This is a genomic window from Geomicrobium sp. JCM 19039, from assembly GCF_000698145.1.
Classification (GTDB): Bacteria; Bacillota; Bacilli; order Bacillales; family Marinococcaceae; genus Geomicrobium_A.
Genome location: NZ_BAXB01000007.1, coordinates 48817 through 67930, shown reverse-complemented (window position 1 = coordinate 67930; position 19114 = coordinate 48817). Strand labels below are relative to the sequence as shown.

Sequence of the window (19114 nt, the reverse complement as noted above, 5' to 3'; positions counted from 1 at the left end):
TAAAGAACGTTTGTTCGCATATAATGAAAATAAATTCCCGATCGAGGGGGTGCATGATGAGAGGAAATAAATTAACGCCAGGGAGTAACATGCGCTGGGAATCAAGTCGAATGATTTTGCCCGAGTGGCGCGAGGCGTGGCTGGATCATCAGAAGGACCATAAAAAGGTCGCCAAGCCCGTTCTGGATGAGCAGCAGTGGGATGAGTTTGCTCTCGTCCTTAATGACTGCATGGAGCATAACCAGTTGATTAAGTTTACTTACTGGCAGGATGGGTTGTTTTTTGAGGTGCTCGGTCACTGCCATTATGTTAATCACGATCAACGGCAGTTTCATGTGTTGGCTGGCGAGGATGTTCACTACTTAAAGTTTGATGTGGTTAGCAATATATGGGCTAGGTGATGAAAGCCAATACTTAAAATTAAAACTTATCCACAAGATAAACGGAACTCTTACCTCAGCTATATTGTAGGTAAATATTGTATAATGTATAATATTTACCTAGGAAGGGGGTCGGAGTAAATGGAATATATAATATATTGCGATGAATCAAGTAGTAGAGGTGCTAAATTTAGTCATTTTTATGGAGGAGCCTTGTGCGCTCTACCCACATAGATGAGGTACGCAATGCTTTAGATTTATATAGGTATCAGAATAACTTGAATTCTGAAATGAAATGGTCAAAGGTTTCTGCTTCATACCTGGAAAAATATAAGGGCTTAATGGACATTTTCATGAATTTTGTTATTGAGGACAAAGTAAAAATGAGAGTAATGTTTTTACAAAATGAATTTAGTGATCATTTGGTTACGAAATATGCAAAAGAACAACTCGAAGACTCATATTTTAAGCTATATTATCAGTTCATAAAGCATGCTTTTGGTCTAAAGTATTCTTCTATTGATGAGCCGATTAACGCAAGGTTTTTCTTTGATCAATTCCCTGATAAAAAAGAAAAAGTTGATGAATTTAGAGAATTTATCTATAATCTCCAATTCTCTTCTGAGTTTCAAGACGCTTGTTTAAGAATCAGATATGATCAAATTGTCGAGGCAGATTCAAAGGATCATACTATTTTGCAATGCGCTGACATTGTCACAGGAGCAATGAATGGTAAATTAAATGGGGACTTCTTGAAAATCCCACCTGGTAAGTCTCGGCGCGGAAAGCGTACAATAGCTAAAGAGAAACTTTACAAACATATCTCCAGTTATATTAGAGAATGGAAGCCTAACTTTAACGTAGGAATGAGCACCGGAAATGGAAATGCATTAGAAAACAAAATGGAACCATCCCTATCGACACTGGAACTTCAAACCTGCCCCCAAAAACATTTGCAAACTTTCTAATATTAGTTTATAATACAGAAAAACCACCCGATTGAACCGAAGGCTTGCGTTTATATGTGAGCTACTTAGTAGGTGATATTGGGTGGCTATTTTTATGTCTTTATTGTCGATAAATATTTATCAAAATGAATAAAAGACAAACACATAGATCAACCTAGTACCGTCCGCTCCAATTTCTGCTGTTGACACGTCTTGAAAGACGTGCCTTTTTTATGCAATTTGTACAACGGTCAAAGACCTACCAATATAACCTAATATCGTTTCTGAAGATATACTAACTCCAATGATATCCCCAGCAGAAAGATCAGCCTGAACAACAAAACTTGTACTTGATCGAGTAGGGACTTGAAACAGAGAAGTAACATCACCAAATATAGGTGATCCATTAACTGTAATTAAACCAGATAAAAAAGGTAGGCTCAAATCTGGCTCTGCTGATACTTCGGCGGATACAGAAATAGTTATCTGATATAGACCATCGTTCTCAATCACCAATTCGTTTCCTGATGGACTAACTCCAATACCAGATAAACTCCCCACTACATCGAATGGCACTGAATCACCAATTATAATAGGATTTTGAATTGAATCTCCTCTCAATGACCCAAAAGCTAGAGATGTAGGTGCTACACCACCCGTAGGACCTGTTGGACCTGTTGGACCTGTAATACCAATACCTGTTGGACCAATTGGCGGTTCCGTACCCGCCTCACCAGGACCATTAATTAGATTGTTGTTAATATCATAATAGTTTACACACCGTCTGTTGTTTCCTAAATGATGGTTATCCAAAATCAGTCTCTCCTTTACATAAGCAATAAATAATTATATGTAGCAATGAGTTGGAGAGTGCGTCTTTTTGTGCATAAAAAATCCCTGCATGGGCTACAGGGATAAAAGCCCGATAAACGAGCAAAAGATGGATTTCAATTATAACACAAATTGACAGACATTTTGATTCTTTTTTACTAGTAATATATTCCAATCCGCTCATTTAAAGATCCGTCTCAAGCCTCGACCCGTGACCTTACCTGCTGCCCTTCTCGCTATGCGCTTGCCTACTGTTCCTCTTTTAATGGCATTAATGTCTCCCAAGATACGGGCTAGCTTGTACAGGTTGCTTCGAAACTTGTTCATCTGATCCACTCCCTTATGTAGCCCGCAAGCTATGAGGCTTATTGATCGTACGGTCTGTACTTCTCTCTCAGCGCTTCCTGCTCTTTCGCTCGCTCTAAAACTTCGTTATTTAAGAAGAGTCTTGGTTTTTATTATATCGGCTTTAATATCCCTTAGTTTAACATTGCACCTATTCGTGCTTTTGTAACATTTAATAGCTCTGCCGCTTCGTTGGTCGAGAGTACATTGCCTTTAGGGTATTCGACAAATTTGTCTGTGGTTTCAAAGTTGTATTGCATTTCAACGCCCCATCTAAATGACTTTAATAAGGTGCAAAAACTATATGATCAGTGTACCGGCAAAGATAGAGATATTAATTTAATCAATCATGACCGGATTATACCAATCGACGAAGAAATACATAATCGCTAATACCATCACTTAGATCCAATCTTTCTTCAGCGTTGCGAAAAACGATTCTATCGTGATGTTGTCGTAAGTGTTGCCTTTTCCGCTCATGCTTCTCAAGATCTTATTGGATTTTAACAGCTTCCGATGATTATTTGAACAGTACTGCGCCTCTCGATCCTAATGATGAATAATCTGGCGGGGACTGCTCCGCGTCAATCGCTAGCTGAAGAGCTTCGATCGAAAGTCTTTTCTCATATGAGTTGCGAAGGCTGTTACAACGTTTTTCTCCGTATAGGCATCGATGATTACCCCCGGATTCCTTCAGATTCTCGGTCACCCAAGACACCCTTGCCTTTCGCTAACGACTACAGCGACCTTCGCCGTTCGAGACTTCAACCCTAGAGCCCATGCACATGCCGGGCGCAACAAAAAGCAACCTCTCTATCAATTAGGAGAGGTTGCTTTTTTTGTCGACTAGCGTTCCAACACGTCCTCGAAGAGGAGTCCCCGGTCTTCACCATCGTCCGTTGTGGCAATGATTTTCAGTCGTTGATCGTTTTTGATGAACACCGATTTGTATTGTGGGACACCGTCATTTTTATATAAAATAACTCGACTGCCGCCTTGATTGTTTTCTACAGTTACCTCACTAAAATCCGAGCCAATCTCTTCATCAACAACGTCTAGCTCAATCATTTCATCACGATGGTTTTCGAAGAAACCTTCATTTCCTTGAACTGCCCCGCACCCCATTAACAAGGCGATACTTACGAATATCATCCATACTCTCATATAAACGAACTCCTCAACAAATGGTCTCTACCTACCGTATCATATCAAAAACGACAGCAACTTTCTTTCTCCTACAATCTTTTATTGACGAATGTGGTCTGATATAGTAATATTCCGCTGACTAATCGGGTATAAGAGAAGAGCATTGCTACTACTGAAAAATATAAATATTGAGGTGTATGATCTCGTTGATCACATTTAATGGAGTAGACAAGTCGTTTACAGAGAATAGAAAAGCAGTAAAGGGATTATCTTTTACGATTGAACGCGGCGAGTTTTTTGTACTCATTGGTCCGAGTGGGTGCGGGAAAACGACGACCCTCAAGATGATTAATCGGCTCATTGATGCGTCGAGTGGCACCATCACGATAAATGGTTCACCACATACAGACGTTGATATCCATGAGCTACGTTGGAACATTGGGTACGTGTTACAGCAAATTGCACTATTTCCGCACTTGACTGTTGCTGAAAACATTTCCGTTGTGCCAGAGATGAAGAAATGGAAGCAAAAAGACATTGAACGTCGCGTTGATGAATTACTCGATCTTGTTGGGTTGGACCCGGCTACGTACCGCGATCGTCTGCCTGAGGATTTATCCGGCGGGCAACAGCAACGCATCGGTGTCGCACGGGCTCTTGCTGGAGATCCCGACATCATTCTGATGGATGAACCGTTCAGCGCACTCGATCCTCTCGTTCGTGAGCAGTTGCAAACCGACATTAAAGCATTGCAACAACAAATTAAGAAAACGATCGTGTTCGTAACGCATGACATGCGCGAGGCGATAATACTCGGTGATCGGATTGCGATGATGGAAGAGGGCGAACTTCAACAAGTCGGTACAGCAGAAGAGTTGCAACAAAACCCGGCAACACCAGCTGTGTCAGCTTCATGGGGCGTTTTTCCAGTCAAAGAAATCTCACATTAAAAGAGGTGTTCACTCCTACTGAAAAGAGTGAATACATTCAACCGAAATTCGATACACACTTACAACATGTACAATTTATCGTTGATGAGCACGGCGAGTCGTTTACAACGATTAACGATGGGGCAAAACAACAAACCGTTGACGCGATTGATCATTCCAGCTCAATAAAAGTAGCCTTTCGTTTTCTAGAGTCGAACGAACTCGCAGCGGTACCCATTCAAGAAAACGGGAAAATTATCGGAACTGTTTCCTACAAAGATTTAGCGAGAGTCTCAATAGATAATGAATGATTATGCACCCTCCTAGTGCAAGAATAGAGGAATGCGCATTCAATTAGGAATGGAAACAACATTGAATGTCGCAAAACGATATGGAAAATTTTATGGAGTCTTACGTTTCACTGTTTCAAGAACGGTCTGATCTCCTCCTAAATTCTTTTTGGGAGCACGTCCAACTTTCACTCGTATCGTTACTTATTGCTGTCGCCATTGCATTGCCTCTTGGCATTTTGCTCACGCGTTACACACGCTACTCAGAATGGGTCATCGGCGTAGCCGCTGTTTTACAAACCATCCCGTCACTCGCTTTGCTCGGTTTTCTCGTTCTATTCGTAGGAATCGGTCCAACACCTGCAATTATTGCTTTGACAGCCTATGCGTTGCTGCCAATCTTAAGAAATACGTACACCGGCATTCAAGAAGTGAATCCGGCCATCGTTGAAGCAGCCAGAGGGATGGGAATGAACTCCTTTCGAAGCTTAAGAAAGATTGAATTACCGTTAGCGATGCCAACCATTATGGCAGGAATTCGGACGTCAATGGTGTTAATTGTCGGTACAGCAACGCTTGCGGCACTCGTTGGCGGCGGCGGGCTCGGTCAGATCATTATGACCGGTATTCAGCGAACGAATAATGAATACATTTTATTCGGCGCACTGCCTGCAGCCTTACTTGCCATTTTGCTAGACCTCGTTTTACGTCTAACCGAGCGAAATGCAAAGAAACGTCGAGGCGGATCTTTAAAGCCAATCATAAGTATTGTTACGATCGCCCTTTTCATCGTACTCATTCAACCGGTTATCTCGCTATTCCAAGATGAACCTGATGTCGTTATAGGCGGGAAATTAGGGCCAGAACCTCCAATCTTAGCGAACATGTATAAGATACTCATTGAAGAAGAAACCGATTTAACCGTTGATGTTGTGGCACCACTCGGGGCAACGAACGTGAACTTCAACGCGTTAATCTCTGGGGATGTTGATATTTATCCTGAGTTTAGCGGTACAGTATTAGCAGATTTATTAAACGAAGAAGATTTCAGCTATGATGAAGAAGAATCATACGAACAAGCAAGAGAAGGAATATATGAAGAATTCGGTTTCCATTTCCTAGCTCCAATGGGCTTTCAGAATACGTATGCCCTCGCGATGCCAAGAGATCTCGCTGAAGAACTAGACGTCGAGGCAATCTCCGATTTAGTGCCTCACTCTAGTGATTTAAGTGTTGGTTTTACATTTGAATTTATGGACCGTGAAGACGGGTACGCAGGATTTGAAGACGTGTATGGGTTTGAATTCACAGATGTAACGTCCATCGACGTGTCCACCCGTTACCAAGCGATTAGTAACGGCAGCATCCAAGTGAGTGATGTGTTCTCTACCGACCCACAACTCGTAGAGTTCGACATGGTTGCACTAGAGGATGATATGGATTTATTTCCTCCTTATCAAGCCGCACCGCTCGTCACAAACTTCTTGCTGGAACAACACCCAGATATTGAACCGATCTTAAATCAACTTGAAGGTTACGGAACAGTAGAAGAAATATCTGAACTTAACTACCGCGTTGATATCGAGGATGAAGATCCGTATGATGTTGCCTTAGACTTTTTAATTGAGCAAGGTCTTATGGACTAAAACTGATGAAAAGAGCCGTATAAGCACGTCTCTTTTCATCAGTTTGTTCTTTCATAAAAAATCACAACCCATATGAGCTATGCTAATAATTAAATATCTCGATATCCAATCTATGAACTAACTTGAGATGAGCTATCCAACACGACGTTTCTTTTTCTTAACTGTTACCCACTAGCATTGCACTAATTAATTCTAAATAGTGGAAAATCACCCACTGTTCAAAAATTGATGGATTGTTATACAAAAAATCCTTTTTACTGGAAAGACAAGTGGTTTCTGTCCAAATCCAATATAAAGGATCATCACTATGGATAAGAATACACGACTTTCATCACAAGTAGAACATTGATCCCAAGACGCCTATAGTAAGAAGCTGACGACAGAATCCTACATAAAGCTATTTCTCTATGCACCGCTTTGCGGGGGCCCCCATGCCTTAAGTGGCGGAATGCTGGATGAGCCTGGGCTTGAATACCATCAGTATTTCGCAGTTATCTCGGCAAAATAACAAGCTTCATTCGCAGGCCTTGTCAGGCAAATTTGGACGTTTCATCTTGCAAAACCAGCGCCAATGCCCATAGAGGTGATTGAATCCAGTACATTGCCGTTACCTCTTACCCACGCTCCTTGGTTGACGTTTCGAAAATCAAAGCCGGAGTGAAGCTGCATTTACGTCTGGTCTTTCTGGATCCCGACACGGTGTATCCAGAAAAAGCCAACATCACCCCAGCGGCCGAACATGATCGTAACCAACTTGAGGTTCTTGTGGATGACCGTGTGGCGATGGATGTGTTTGACTTTGGTTACATTGATGTTAAACAGTTTGATCACTTTGCGGATGACGACTGCTTCTTCGTGTCAAGGGTAAAGAAAAATATGGTCGTTTTGGCTCAGCCCAAAAACGAATGGTAAACGTCTTTCGCTTGCTCGAAGTGAACGATTCAAAGGGCAATCGCTTACGGCTGATCACCAATCTTTTTGACCTAAAGGCGGGTGAATGAACTGTATTGATCTCGATGGGAGATTGAACTTTTCTTCAAATGGGTAAAGCAACATGTTCCAATTAATCACTTTTACGGGATGAGTGAGACGGCCGTTCAGAATCAAATCTACTTTGCGCTCATTACGTATTGCTTCAATGTGTTGATTTAACTAAAATGAAAAGCGAAAAATCACTTCTTCGCATCACACGCTGGCTGAAGTCCGCTCCTTGAAAGCCTTCACATACCTGGACGGGCAAATTCGCCAATCGAGACGATCCATAATGGCAACTTGACCGCCCCTCCTGACAAGAAATTGTATACTATTACCAAATGGACAGGGCCCCTCTGCTTCAGGTCTTATCCTTGGGACTGGATTGTTGATTACGCTTTCTGAAGTGCTCAGCCTACCTCAATTAAGCCCGGGAAGAAACGAAGAATGTTAGCAATCGTTTCTTTTCGTCTGTTTATTATTAATTGATAAATAAATAATGATAACGACTTCAAACAAAGGAGAGTGAACCATGTTTCAGCCCATGGTCACTGATGCGCTTGCTTCTATTAAAGGAGTTTTGCAGCGAGAATTTGCACTTGTTATGACTGGAGTAATTAGCCTTATCTTTGCTGTTATCGCAGTCATTATTATTTTCTTCAATGGCACGGAAGTTCCTCCAGAGGGAAACATGGAAAATGTATTTTCTTTTTCAGCAGCTACAGGAATCTTTATCATTTCGCTAGCAATTATTTTTCCTGAAACACGTCTGAATTTACAATTAAGAAAGCGTATTTGATGGTCTATAATTATAACTATTCTCTACTTTTATGCGATTGAATTTGTGCAAAATTATAGGGGGTTTAATCCTCGTTTTACTCGAGAAGGAACGGTAATTGACATCATGGCAGGAGCAATATTTGGGGTTGGTTCATTATTCCTTGTTGCTATTCTTGTTTTTCTACTCGTTCATTTTATGAGAATAAAAACACCGGAACGGGGAATTTTCCATTTAAGTATTCGTTATGCACTGTTTTCAGTATTCCTAGCGAATCTAGGTTGGCTTGTCATGGACGCGTTTCAAGGTCGATACATCGGAGAAACTGGAAACTTTATTGTGCTTCACGGTTTAGGTTTTCATGCGCTGCAAGCACTCCTCCTCATTGGATGGTTATTAGAAAAATCTAAGCTACACGATCAGAAACAGCGTATGATCACACATACAGGGTGCACAGCATGGACGATTGCTATATTCATAGTTGCTCACCAGACAAGTATAGGTAAGACGGTTTTTGAAATCAGTGTGTTTCCATTATTAACTGTTTTCTTCTTATTAATTTGGCTGCTGATCATTATTCATTCTTTTATTCAGTATATGTTAGCGAATAGAAGTACTCGTCCTCATTAATTGATTGATGGTTTTCCTGCTCCTGGACTAAAACTCGACTACCCGTTGCCCTTGGAATTGGGCAACAGGCAGTTTAGGGATTATGATATTTACTATTTCATATTTTAGAGCTAGCCTCACCGTTCAGTACGATATCTCCTCGTTTTGACTTTCTTAATTGATACCAAAACACTGCAAGGAGTAGGGCGATTGCAAATGCTGTTGTAGTCAGGTTCGGAATTAGGAATAGGACCGCTGCCCCAAACATGACCACTCTCTCCACAATATTCATTCGCTCTAAAAACCAGCCTGACGTCGAGATTGACAAACTGATAACGCCGATGATCGCAGGCACTAACGCTGCAGCGACCTCTATCGCACTGCCTTCCCCTAATAAGCTTGGATTGTATACAAACATAAAGGGAATAATATATCCCGATAACCCTAAGCGCCAGGCACTTACACTCGTTTTTAATGCATCCCCATTCGCAATACCTGCTGCTGCAAATGCGGAGAGTGCCACTGGTGGCGTAATAAATGACATGATTGCAAAATAAAGGATAAACATGTGTGCAGCAATTAACGGAACTCCCAAAGATACTAATGCTTGTGCACCAAGAACGGCTGTGATAATATACGCTGCGGTTGTCGGCAGGCCCATCCCTAGTATAATACAGGCTAGCATCATTAGTAATAATGCAGGGATTAGCATCCCACCAGATAGATCAATGAGCCCTTGTGAAAATCGAATTCCCAAGCCAGTTGCACCAAAAATTCCAATGAGCACGCCGGCAGTGGCACATGCAACACTTACAGGTACTAATATTTCAGCCCCTCTTTTTAGCACATTGTACGTAGATTTAATGGGTATTGTTCGCTCTTTAATTGCACTTTGAACAACTAATATCATAAACGTTGCGACAATTGTTATGAGTGCTGAAAGTGATGGACTTAATTCTAAAACGACGAGACAATATATTAAAACGACTAAAGGTGCAAAAAGATAAAAACCATTTTTCAGCGTCGCAGGAATGCTAGGCAGCTCTGACTTATGCTTCTTTTCTAACCCAGCCTTTCTTGCTTCAAAATACACCGCTGATGATAATGCTACATAGAATAGAAACGCTGGAATTACTGCAGCAAGTACGATTGTAGCATATCCAAGACCTGTTAAATCAGCCATGACGAAAGCTACCGCACCCATTACAGGCGGGACAATTTGACCTCCAGTAGATGCTACTGCTTCAATCCCACCTGCAACTTCCTTTGAATAGCCTGTTTTTTTCATTAAAGGGATCGTAAAGTTTCCCGTTGAAACGACATTGCTCACTGAGCTTCCTTGAATTGATCCCATTAATGCACTGGATACGACTGCCGTCTGAGCTGGGCCACCACGAAAACGCCCAGCTACAGCATACGACAAATCAATAAAAAACTCGCCTGCTCCAGTCTCCTCAAGTAATACACCAAACAATATGAACAAGGCTACAAATGTTGCAGCTACGCCGAGTGGCGTCCCAAAAACACCTTCAGTCGTCCAAATCAAATTGTCTGATAGCGACGTCGCTGATACGCCCGTATGATATAAAATACCGGGTAAATAGGGACCAATAAATGCATAGCTCAGAAATACGGTTGCGATGATCGTCATCGCCCAACCTAGAACGAATTTAGTCGCAATGAGAATCAAAACAATTAAGGCCCATCCCTGAATAATTTCCATTTGAGAGGGTCCGATGACGCCTCGATCAAATTGGGCAGTTGGTGAAAACTGCGGCAGTGTAAGCATTGCAAGGACCAAGGTAACTACAAGTAATATCATATTGTACCATCGTATCTGTTTACCTTTGTAAGAATAAATCGAGAATGCTAGAAATAGTATAAGAAAAATGTGAATCCCTCGCTGCAACATCGGTGTGAAGTTGCCCATTACCCCTGTATAAATATGGAACAATGATAAACTAATTGCAGCGATGACGCCTATCCAACCTACGATTCTTACCAAAAGAATCCCTCCCGTACTTACACTGTTCATTCAGTTAGATGTACACTTATTAATTATATTCTGGTGGAATTAATTCCTCTGGAACGTCTACCCCTTTAGACTCATAGTACTCAACTGCTCCACTATGCAACGGGATCGTCAATCCTTCTAATGCGTTATCAAAACTAGTATCTGCTTGAACAGCTGCATGAGCATCAACCCATGAGCTTTCATTCTCCCAAAGAATTTCCATAATCTCATAGACTTGATCATGGCTTAACGTGCCATCATTCATCGTCACTAATATAATACGATTCGTAGGTGTCGGAACCGGCTCATCTTGTCCAGGATACGTGCCTGCTGGGACATCCATTACGTCAAAGTACGAATACTCTTCATAAAATGAAGGTTCATCGACAGGCAGTACTTGAATATCCTGAGTATTACTTAAATCCATTAATGTCGCGGAGTTGAGTGGATTCGTTAATAAAAAAGCATCGATCATCCCATCACTTAATCCCTCTGCCATTTCACTATCGGACAGATACTCTTCAGAAATGTCATCGTACGTGATCCCGTAAGAATTCAAGATCTTCCTTGCCGTATTTTCTCCACCACTGCCCGGAGCGCCGACTCCAATCCTACCCCCTGCCATATCTTCAATCGAATTTATTTCGCTATCTTCTTTCGTTATGGCAAGCGCCCATTGATTTATACTACCAAATAATGACCGCAGGTCTTCAACTTGATTCCCTTCGTATTGATCGATCCCCTCATAAGCGAAGTAAGCGATTTCAGAACTAGCAATCGCCATTCCTTGTTCTCCACTAATCATTTGGCGGATGTTCTCGATTGACCCACCCGATGTGATCGCAGACGATGAAAGTGAATCCGAATTGTTCGTGATTGTTTGGGCCATTTTTGTACCCATTGGAAACAGCGCCCCTCCTGAACCTGCTGTCCCGATATCAAATTCCCCTGATCCTGATGCTTGTTCCGTTGCTCCTGATGTTTCTTCTGAACTGTCCGAAGACCCCTCATCATTGCCACAGCCTGCAACGACGAGAGATAAACTTAGCCCTATACCCATTAATGTCTTTTTCATTCTCTTAACCCCTTTCAGATTTTCAAATATTTACTTGAAATTCATTGTTGCTGATCAATTGAACAAATGACGGTTTACTTTCTTCATCTTTTAATTGATAATCACTTCGAATAAAGCTTCCTCTTGTCTCTTTTCTCTGTATGGATACTTCAATATAGGCGAGTGATAACAACACCAGATTCTTACACTCACCCAACGCTAAACGCTGATCGATAGGAAGATCCAATATTTGGATGTTCAATAACTGTTCATATATCTCGCTTATCTCTTTGCGTGTATCCATTAGTCTTTCTTTATTTTTCGTAATTAAGATGTGATCCATCTTTTTTTGAACCCTTTTTTTAATATCGGGTACGTCCAAATCTAGCTTAAGTTGTTCTACCTTCATTTGTTCATTTTCATTTCCAGGGATCTTTTGTACTTCCTTTGCAAATGTTGCTGCAGAGGAACCTGATCTCGCTCCAAAAACAAGACCATCCATAACACCCGTTCCCATAAGCCTTTCAGCTCCGTGAAACCCTCCTGCTACTTCTCCTGCTGCAAACAGCCACGGAACACTTGTAGAGCCTGAACTATCAATTTGTACTCCTCCCAACAATTGATGGCAACCTGTACTCACTTCAACGGCTTCCTTTAGGAGATCTAAGCCACGTTCCTTTAGTTTTTTATAACTATTTGGAATTCTATTGACAATTTCCGCCTCTAAGTGCCTTCCATCCCAATAAACTCCATTATTTTCAGTTACATTATTCATATGAATTTGTTTTTGAATCCACATGCATGCATCCAATAATAGATACCCTTGTAGTTCCGCAGGCTCCATACTCTGATGACCAGAAGGATAACTCGGAATGTACTCTTCACCTAAAGAATTTTTCAAATAACCTTTTGTAAACACTGCACTTGTAAGATAGTAACCTTTAATTGGATTCACGATGAGAGGGAGAAAATGCAAGAATTCCAAGTTTGTAACCTTCGCCCCTAATTTCAGCGCCAACGCAACCCCATCCCCTGTCGATCCTCCAGGATTGGTACTAATTGAGAAAAGCCTTCCGCCACCACCTGTCGCAAGAACTAGGCTAGAGAATTGCATGCGCAGGTCAGTAACAATTCCTTTTGCCTTTAACCCTATGTATGCGATTCGACAGTCCTCTTCATCCTTTACATCATATAAGGTTGCGTTTTCTATGATGTTAACACCCTTTGTAATCGCTTCATTTTTTAATCGACTTAAGAGATTTTGACCAAAATGTCCAATGCCCTTAATTAACCTCGGTGCTCGGTGACTAGGGTATGTCTGGTCAATCTTTTCCATCGGAACGCCTAAAGCCTCGATATATTGATACTCTACATTTGAATTTGAAACAAACGTATTTACGAGATTTTCGTCATTAACATTCCTCCCAAAGTCAATTAAATCCTTCGCGTATAGCTTCTCATCGTTCTTCGTTTCACTAACACCGACGACTGTCAGTTCAATTAAATGATCAAGATACGCGGTTTCACTCCCAATTCCTATTGAGCCTTTATTTATTAACGTTACTTTTGCTCCTTCTACACTTGCTTGTATAGCAGCACGTAAACCACTAACCCCGCCGCCAACAACTAAAACATCCGTATGCACAAAACCCCTCCAGTTATTCACTAGGTGAACTTAAAGATTACTCTATGAACTATTGCTTCCATAATAGTAAATAAAAGAATAGAAGTCAATAAAAATGTTATCGCTTCCAAAAAATTAAAAAACCGCTCGTTTGGCGGTTTTTGAATTAGTTATTTAAGATTTTAGTAATCTCTTTAGCAAATTCCAACATTCTATTGATGATTTCCTTTTTTCTCTTCTCATCAATTTGGAACGATGGAAATAGAACACCGATACTCATCGTAAATTGCGCTCTAATAGGAACTGCAATGCCAGAAACACCTTGAGTGGTTTCGTTGATCATATATAAATAATCTTGATTTTTCACTTGCTGAATCTTTACATTTAAATGATCTATTTCCTCTTTATTTCGTACGAGGCTCAAGTGGTCAATCAACGTCTGCTGTTCATCGTCCGGCAGCGCTCCAATAATTGTCTTCCCTAATAATCCATAATCCGGCTCTCGAATCTTACCGACTTTTGAGCTGATTTTAAGTCCTTCTTCACTCTCTCTTTTATCCAAATAGATGAGCTGCTTGTCTCGTAGTGCCGCTAAAAGAATTGTATTCTTTGTTTCTTTAAAAAGCTCATCCATATATGGCGCTACTTGCTTTTGAATAGCAATATCCGAAGAGGCGATAATTCCCAATTGATAAAACTTAATCGATAATCGATACTTATCACTCGCCGGATCATATTGAATGTAATTCACGTCTTGCATGGTCTTTATAATACGGTACAGTGTTGCTCTGGAAAGATCCGTTTTCGCTACAAAATCTCCTATAGAAAGCTCACTTTCTTCTAACGAGAAACAGTTGAGCACTTGAAATGCCCTTTCGATGCTACGATTGGCTTTTACATTTAGCTCTTTCATAATACCCCTTTTGGCGATGTTTTCATTATTTCTAGGGTATACAAAATTATGCGATCAAGCAACTTTTTCTTTTCATACTACATGGTGCATTTTGAATAATTTACCATGAAACGAAGGGATTCACTCTAACACATACAGTCAGCATCCGTTTATCTTTATCTATTGCCTTAAATGAAATGTGGCATTGATCAAGTAACCTATTCTCTTAAAACAGAAAAAGACCCCCTTAAATTCTGGGACTTCCCTATTATACTCGTAAAGTCAGGGATTGCTACTGCGATTATTCCATCACTAATCGCAACTGCAGACGTATTAGGAGTTGCCATAACGTTTGGACAAATTCCACAAATGATTACGGACTAGATGGTCACCGTAACTGAAAATCCAATCGTATTTCTTCTATTGGCAATTGCATTTTTGCTCCTAATCGGTATGGTCATAGATAGGATAGCAGTACTAATCATTCTGACACAAATCCTTGCCCCCTTTGACTCTACATTCGGAATCGATCTCGTACACTTCGGGGTAATTATGTGTCTTGTTGTTGTAATTGGAAGTTTGACGCCACCTATCGGCACAGGACTTTTCATCGCCTCATCCGTAGGTGAGGTTAAGCTTGAACGACTCATTGTTACAATTATGCCACTCCTGCTTGTAGCTTTCATCGTAGCTTTGTTCATTACCTTTTTCCCTCAGGCTATTTTGTGGATACCGGAATGGGTAATGTCTTACTAGCGATTTCCATACAAATATACAACACGTCATACATCAACCTCCCATTTCAAGACATCTATTTCCATAAAAAGAGAAGCCGTCTTACCTCGGCTTCTCTTTTTATTCTCCGTCCCCACCTAATATTTCTGACATTTCCCGTCCTTTTCTTTGCAAATACTCTGCTAAATGATCATCTAGCGACGATGGAATTCGATCCTTAAACCCAACCATGATTACTGTACCGAGAAGCTGTGATCGAAAGTCTAAAATCGGTACAGCAAGTGATGAAACGCCGGGAGCAATCGGTTCATTTGCAAACGTTATTCTTTGTTGGATGATCTGAGGTTTTTGTTTCTTAAGCATACTTTGATCTTCTTTTGAGAGTTGTTTAAACTCGTATTCGACCCAATCATCCGCTTGTTCATTTTCATAGGCATAATATAACTTTCCACATGCTGACTTGAGTGGCAATAACGTACCGATTTGTGCCCCAATATTTAGCGTATGAGAACCACTTAAGAGCTTAACAACAATAGGACCGCGCTCGGCAGGAACCGCATATAACAGTGTTTCATTAGAGTAGTCGTTAATTTCCCTAAGATGCGGAGTTATGTGTTCTAAAATATTCTCCTGATTGATCGTTTGGTAGCCATATTCAGCTAGCTTAGGACCTAAAAAATACTTTAGTGAATACTCGTCCCGATACAGAATTCCGAGCATCGTTAATGTGTTTAAATACTTATATAAATTGTTTTTGGATAGCGATGTTTCACTTAGAATCTCATTATATTTTAGCGGGCGGTTTTTCTTTGATATTACTTCCACAATAGAAAGACCTACTTTTAATGACTGAATTGTCTCCGCTTTGCTCAATTCTTTTTTCTTACGCTCCATCTTTGAACAAATCCCCCTAACCTAATGTTCTCTCTTTTAAATTTAACACATATCAGCAGCCTGAGCATGACACGGCTTAAACGATAATTGATTATTGACAAAAAATTAAATCACAGATAATATTTTATAGTGAACTAATTACACTATTAATAAGAAAGAGGTCGTACCTATGAAAAAAGTAGCGCTTGTTTTCATGCCTCTATTGATATTATTAGCAAGCTGCCAATCTGGCGCTGTTGAAGTTGAGACTGACCTCAATAACAATAATGAAATTCAAGAACGAAACTTTGTAAGCGCTCACGTCGTTCCAGAAGGTCACGTCTGGCACCAAGCTCTCTTAAAGCTGGAAGAAGGAGCGGATGAGCGCACTGATGGAAAATGGACATTTGATTTCTATCCGCAAGGATCTTTAGGGCCGCAAAATGACATGTACCAACAACTGCAAGTCGGTTCCATTGACCTTGCCGTTCTCGTCGGACCCGAATTGAACAGTCACTCGGAAGCATTTGCATCCTGGGCAATGCCTTTTATTTTAAGAGATCATGAAGACGCTTTCAAGATGGGCGCAACCGAAGAAGCACACCAGCTTTTTGATACGTTGGACGGCGTAGCAGGACAAGGCTACTTCTTTGCAGGGATGCGTCACGTGCTTTCAAGCGAAACATCCCTTTCTTCGATTGAAGAATTTAACGGCCTGTCATTACGCATCAGTCCAAGCCCTGCAATCACTGACTTTTGGCAACAAGCGGGGGCTGGCCCAACGCCTGTTCCAGCAGCTGATTTGTATAGTTCCTTTCAAACCGGTGTTGTCGACGCAATTGACATCGACCTTGATTTAATGATGAACAATGGCTACTACGATATCGGCGACTATTTTACACCATTAAATCACATGAGCTGGGCAGCGCCAGTTTTATTAAATGAACAAGTGTATGAAAGCTTCACTAATAAAGAAAAAGAAATCTTCTCAGAATCACTGGAAGAGGCCATTGAACATAACAAACAGCTAGCAATGGAAAGAGAAGTGCAGCAGATGATTGATTTCGAAGAGCAAGGCGGAACGATCGTTGAAATTGAAGACCTTGACGAGTTTCATAACGTCGCTGAAAACATCCATGAACAATACAGTGAAGATCATGAATACATTGCTGATTTCATTGAGAAAGCTAAGGAAATTTCCGAATATGACAACTAGGGGGGCACGATGTGAGCGTACTTTCTAAATTCAATCACGGCATCACAAAAGTTGTTGAAATAGTATGCATGTTGAGTGTCATTGCCATCGCCATGATTACAATCTCAGCTTTCTTTTCCCGTTATGTGATTCAGCAGCCCCTTGTTGGGACGGACGAGTTGGCATTGTTTCTGCTCGTATGGGTCACGTTCCTCGGTGCAACGCTTAGCATTCGGAATCGAGACATGATCTCCTTAACATTCGTCATTGAACGGTTAAGCAGAAAAAGTTATTACATCGTTCAGATTTGTACGCAAGCTATTATTCTTAGTTTCTCCTTAATGGGGTTCTGGTTTGGTTGGAAATGGCTCGTGTCATCAAGCATTTGGGAAGCAACTTCCGTCTCTTTGGAGATGCCTTTATGGATGCCCATGATGATCTTCCCGGTGACGATGTTGATTATGACGCTATTTAGCATCGAAAGTATCGTATACACCGTCAAAAAACTGAATCGACCAGAGGAAGCGGGGGATTTATAATGATCATTTTTGTGGTTGTTTTTGCCATTTTGTTAATCATTGGGCTTCCTATCGCATACGTTTTGGGGGTATCGACCGTCTCTTACATCGTTGCGACTGATAATCTCCTACTGCTCGAATCCATCCCGCAACGAATGACGGGAGGTATTCAGAATTATGGTTTACTCGCCATCCCTCTTTTCGTCTTAGCCGGCGAGCTTATGAACAAAGGTGGAATTACGACGAGACTCTTGCAATTTGCTCGAGATTTAGTCGGACACTTCAGAGGGGGTTTGGCTTACGTCAATGTTATGACCAATATGTTTCTTGCATCAATTATCGCTCCGCCAATGCCCAGACAGCGATGATGAGCCGAATTATGGTTCCAGAAATGGAAAAGGAAGGCTATAAAAAAGAGTTTAGTGCCGCATTAACGTCCGCTTCGTCACTTCTCAGTCCCATTGTTCCTCCAAGTTTACTGTTTATCATTTACGGGGTCACGGCAGAAGTATCCATAGGAAACATGTTTATCAGCGGTGTTATACCAGGAATTTTGCTAGCGATTGGTTTTGTCATTTTAATTTCGTTTATTTCAATAAAAGAGAACTTCCCAAAACATGACCGAGTCAAAGCGAAGAAAGTCATGAAAGCTTTTTTTATTGCATTGCCTTCACTTTTCATTCCAATTCTAATCATCGTTGGTATTCTCGCAGGTCTAGTTACACCAACGGAGTCTGCTGCTGCAGCAAGCTTTCTAGCTTTGATCGTTGGAATGTTTCTGTACAAAGAGATTAAGCTATCTGACTTTCCAGGTATTCTACTCAACACTGCAAAGTTTACATCAATCGTTACGTTCATTATCGCAATGGCTACGATCTTCGGTTGGGTTCTCTCGTTCGAGCAAGTCCCTCAGCAACTGTCATCGATGATGGTTTCATTGACAGATAACGTATACGTATTCTTATTCCTCTGTATCGTTTTGTTATTAGTCATTGGTATGGTTATTGAAGGAATCGCTGCGATCATTATTCTCGTTCCAATCCTTCTACCCGTTGCAACAAGCTACGGTGTGGATCCGATTCAGTTTGGTATTATCATCTGTCTTACGATGGCGGTTGGCTTAATTACACCTCCTGTTGGTACTGCCTTATTTATCACATCGTCCATCACAGGGGTTCGCTTTGAAGTGCTCACGAGGTATGTTCTTCCGTTTATCGCGGTCGCCTTAATTGTGTTAATCATTGTCGCGTATATACCTACAATCACGCTGTGGCTGCCGAGTATTTGGCTCTAGTGTTGCATTTCCTAAGAATGGACGTAACGATTACGTCCGTTC

General features: G+C 41.1%; 17 protein-coding genes and 2 pseudogenes. 12 read left to right on the top strand and 7 right to left on the bottom strand.

The annotated features are described in order from the left end of the window. Window positions 1–56 precede the first annotated feature (56 nt). The gene (locus JCM19039_RS21900; RefSeq protein WP_052398650.1) at window positions 57–401 is read left to right on the top strand and encodes a YolD-like family protein; all 345 of its coding nucleotides are present in this window, start codon (window positions 57–59) and stop codon (window positions 399–401) included. A 194-nt stretch (window positions 402–595) separates the two neighbouring features. Next, the gene (locus JCM19039_RS08830) at window positions 596–1348 is read left to right on the top strand and encodes a DUF3800 domain-containing protein (protein WP_238544979.1); all 753 of its coding nucleotides are present in this window, start codon (window positions 596–598) and stop codon (window positions 1346–1348) included. 210 nt (window positions 1349–1558) lie between these two features. Here the strand turns inward: JCM19039_RS08830 and JCM19039_RS08825 are convergent, their stop codons facing one another. Together JCM19039_RS08825 and JCM19039_RS08810 are read right to left on the bottom strand one after the other, a co-directional pair. Further along, the gene (locus JCM19039_RS08825; protein WP_052398649.1) at window positions 1559–2140 is read right to left on the bottom strand and encodes a hypothetical protein; all 582 of its coding nucleotides are present in this window, start codon (window positions 2138–2140) and stop codon (window positions 1559–1561) included. Between the two features lie 1209 nt (window positions 2141–3349). Next, entirely contained in the window at window positions 3350–3667 is a 318-nt protein-coding gene (locus JCM19039_RS08810; RefSeq protein ID WP_042426111.1) for a hypothetical protein, read from the bottom strand. A 188-nt stretch (window positions 3668–3855) separates the two neighbouring features. On the opposite strand from JCM19039_RS08810, the pseudogene JCM19039_RS08805 reads away from it, so the two are divergent. From JCM19039_RS08805 to JCM19039_RS21885, 5 genes and pseudogenes are all read left to right on the top strand, one after another. Next, a pseudogene (locus JCM19039_RS08805) lies at window positions 3856–4889 on the top strand (ABC transporter ATP-binding protein). A gap of 92 nt (window positions 4890–4981) precedes the next feature. Continuing rightward, window positions 4982–6514: an ABC transporter permease/substrate-binding protein gene (locus tag JCM19039_RS08800; RefSeq protein WP_042426383.1), complete on the top strand. Its 1533-nt coding sequence runs from the start codon at window positions 4982–4984 to the stop codon at window positions 6512–6514. Window positions 6515–7171: 657 nt separating this feature from the next. Further along, window positions 7172–7666 (top strand): annotated as a pseudogene (locus tag JCM19039_RS27890) (transposase). Window positions 7667–8018: 352 nt separating this feature from the next. Further along, window positions 8019–8285, top strand: a complete 267-nt coding sequence (locus JCM19039_RS21890; protein ID WP_052398646.1) for a hypothetical protein — start codon at window positions 8019–8021, stop codon at window positions 8283–8285. Between the two features lie 45 nt (window positions 8286–8330). Beyond that, the gene (locus JCM19039_RS21885) at window positions 8331–8894 is read left to right on the top strand and encodes a hypothetical protein (RefSeq protein ID WP_152550145.1); all 564 of its coding nucleotides are present in this window, start codon (window positions 8331–8333) and stop codon (window positions 8892–8894) included. 97 nt (window positions 8895–8991) lie between these two features. On the opposite strand, the gene JCM19039_RS08785 is transcribed toward JCM19039_RS21885, so the two are convergent. The 4 genes from JCM19039_RS08785 to JCM19039_RS08770 form a co-directional block, all read right to left on the bottom strand. Next, a complete protein-coding gene (locus tag JCM19039_RS08785) occupies window positions 8992–10878 on the bottom strand; it encodes a TRAP transporter permease (protein ID WP_052398644.1) in 1887 nt (628 codons plus the stop codon). A gap of 49 nt (window positions 10879–10927) precedes the next feature. Further along, on the bottom strand, window positions 10928–11962 hold the full coding sequence (locus tag JCM19039_RS08780; protein WP_052398643.1) for a TAXI family TRAP transporter solute-binding subunit: 1035 nt from the start codon (window positions 11960–11962) through the stop codon (window positions 10928–10930). Between the two features lie 22 nt (window positions 11963–11984). After that, a complete protein-coding gene (locus tag JCM19039_RS08775; protein ID WP_042426107.1) occupies window positions 11985–13586 on the bottom strand; it encodes an FAD-binding protein in 1602 nt (533 codons plus the stop codon). Between the two features lie 145 nt (window positions 13587–13731). Then, window positions 13732–14478 (bottom strand): IclR family transcriptional regulator, encoded by a 747-nt coding sequence (locus JCM19039_RS08770; RefSeq protein WP_042426105.1) that lies wholly within the window; start codon window positions 14476–14478, stop codon window positions 13732–13734. A 363-nt stretch (window positions 14479–14841) separates the two neighbouring features. On the opposite strand from JCM19039_RS08770, the gene JCM19039_RS27885 reads away from it, so the two are divergent. Continuing rightward, window positions 14842–15213, top strand: a complete 372-nt coding sequence (locus tag JCM19039_RS27885) for a TRAP transporter large permease subunit (protein WP_052398642.1) — start codon at window positions 14842–14844, stop codon at window positions 15211–15213. Window positions 15214–15312: 99 nt separating this feature from the next. On the opposite strand, the gene JCM19039_RS08760 is transcribed toward JCM19039_RS27885, so the two are convergent. Further along, window positions 15313–16086, bottom strand: a complete 774-nt coding sequence (locus JCM19039_RS08760; protein ID WP_042426102.1) for an IclR family transcriptional regulator — start codon at window positions 16084–16086, stop codon at window positions 15313–15315. Between the two features lie 169 nt (window positions 16087–16255). Between JCM19039_RS08760 and JCM19039_RS08755 the strand changes: the two genes are divergently transcribed. The 4 genes from JCM19039_RS08755 to JCM19039_RS08745 are packed head-to-tail and all read left to right on the top strand — an operon-like array spanning window position 16256 to window position 19072. After that, window positions 16256–17281, top strand: a complete 1026-nt coding sequence (locus JCM19039_RS08755; RefSeq protein WP_042426100.1) for a TRAP transporter substrate-binding protein — start codon at window positions 16256–16258, stop codon at window positions 17279–17281. An 11-nt stretch (window positions 17282–17292) separates the two neighbouring features. Further along, complete coding sequence (locus tag JCM19039_RS08750) at window positions 17293–17799, top strand: TRAP transporter small permease (RefSeq protein WP_042426097.1); 507 nt, start codon at window positions 17293–17295, stop codon at window positions 17797–17799. Next, window positions 17799–18146 (top strand): TRAP transporter large permease subunit, encoded by a 348-nt coding sequence (locus JCM19039_RS27255; protein WP_307190213.1) that lies wholly within the window; start codon window positions 17799–17801, stop codon window positions 18144–18146. Before JCM19039_RS08750 ends, JCM19039_RS27255 begins: the two co-directional genes overlap by 1 nt. Window positions 18147–18157: 11 nt before the next feature. After that, the gene (locus JCM19039_RS08745; RefSeq protein ID WP_307190212.1) at window positions 18158–19072 is read left to right on the top strand and encodes a TRAP transporter large permease; all 915 of its coding nucleotides are present in this window, start codon (window positions 18158–18160) and stop codon (window positions 19070–19072) included. Window positions 19073–19114: the final 42 nt, after the last annotated feature.

Coding starts and splice junctions, on each gene's coding strand:
- JCM19039_RS21900 (WP_052398650.1), top strand. CDS start 57: ATGAGAGGAAATAAATTAACGCCAGGGAGTAACATGCGCTGGGAATCA.
- JCM19039_RS27255 (WP_307190213.1), top strand. CDS start 17,799: ATGATCATTTTTGTGGTTGTTTTTGCCATTTTGTTAATCATTGGGCTT.
- JCM19039_RS08745 (WP_307190212.1), top strand. CDS start 18,158: ATGGTTCCAGAAATGGAAAAGGAAGGCTATAAAAAAGAGTTTAGTGCC.
- JCM19039_RS27885 (WP_052398642.1), top strand. CDS start 14,842: ATGGTCACCGTAACTGAAAATCCAATCGTATTTCTTCTATTGGCAATT.
- JCM19039_RS08800 (WP_042426383.1), top strand. CDS start 4,982: ATGGAGTCTTACGTTTCACTGTTTCAAGAACGGTCTGATCTCCTCCTA.
- JCM19039_RS08810 (WP_042426111.1), bottom strand. CDS start 3,667: ATGAGAGTATGGATGATATTCGTAAGTATCGCCTTGTTAATGGGGTGC.
- JCM19039_RS08760 (WP_042426102.1), bottom strand. CDS start 16,086: ATGGAGCGTAAGAAAAAAGAATTGAGCAAAGCGGAGACAATTCAGTCA.
- JCM19039_RS21890 (WP_052398646.1), top strand. CDS start 8,019: ATGTTTCAGCCCATGGTCACTGATGCGCTTGCTTCTATTAAAGGAGTT.
- JCM19039_RS08755 (WP_042426100.1), top strand. CDS start 16,256: ATGAAAAAAGTAGCGCTTGTTTTCATGCCTCTATTGATATTATTAGCA.
- JCM19039_RS08780 (WP_052398643.1), bottom strand. CDS start 11,962: ATGAAAAAGACATTAATGGGTATAGGGCTAAGTTTATCTCTCGTCGTT.
- JCM19039_RS08770 (WP_042426105.1), bottom strand. CDS start 14,478: ATGAAAGAGCTAAATGTAAAAGCCAATCGTAGCATCGAAAGGGCATTT.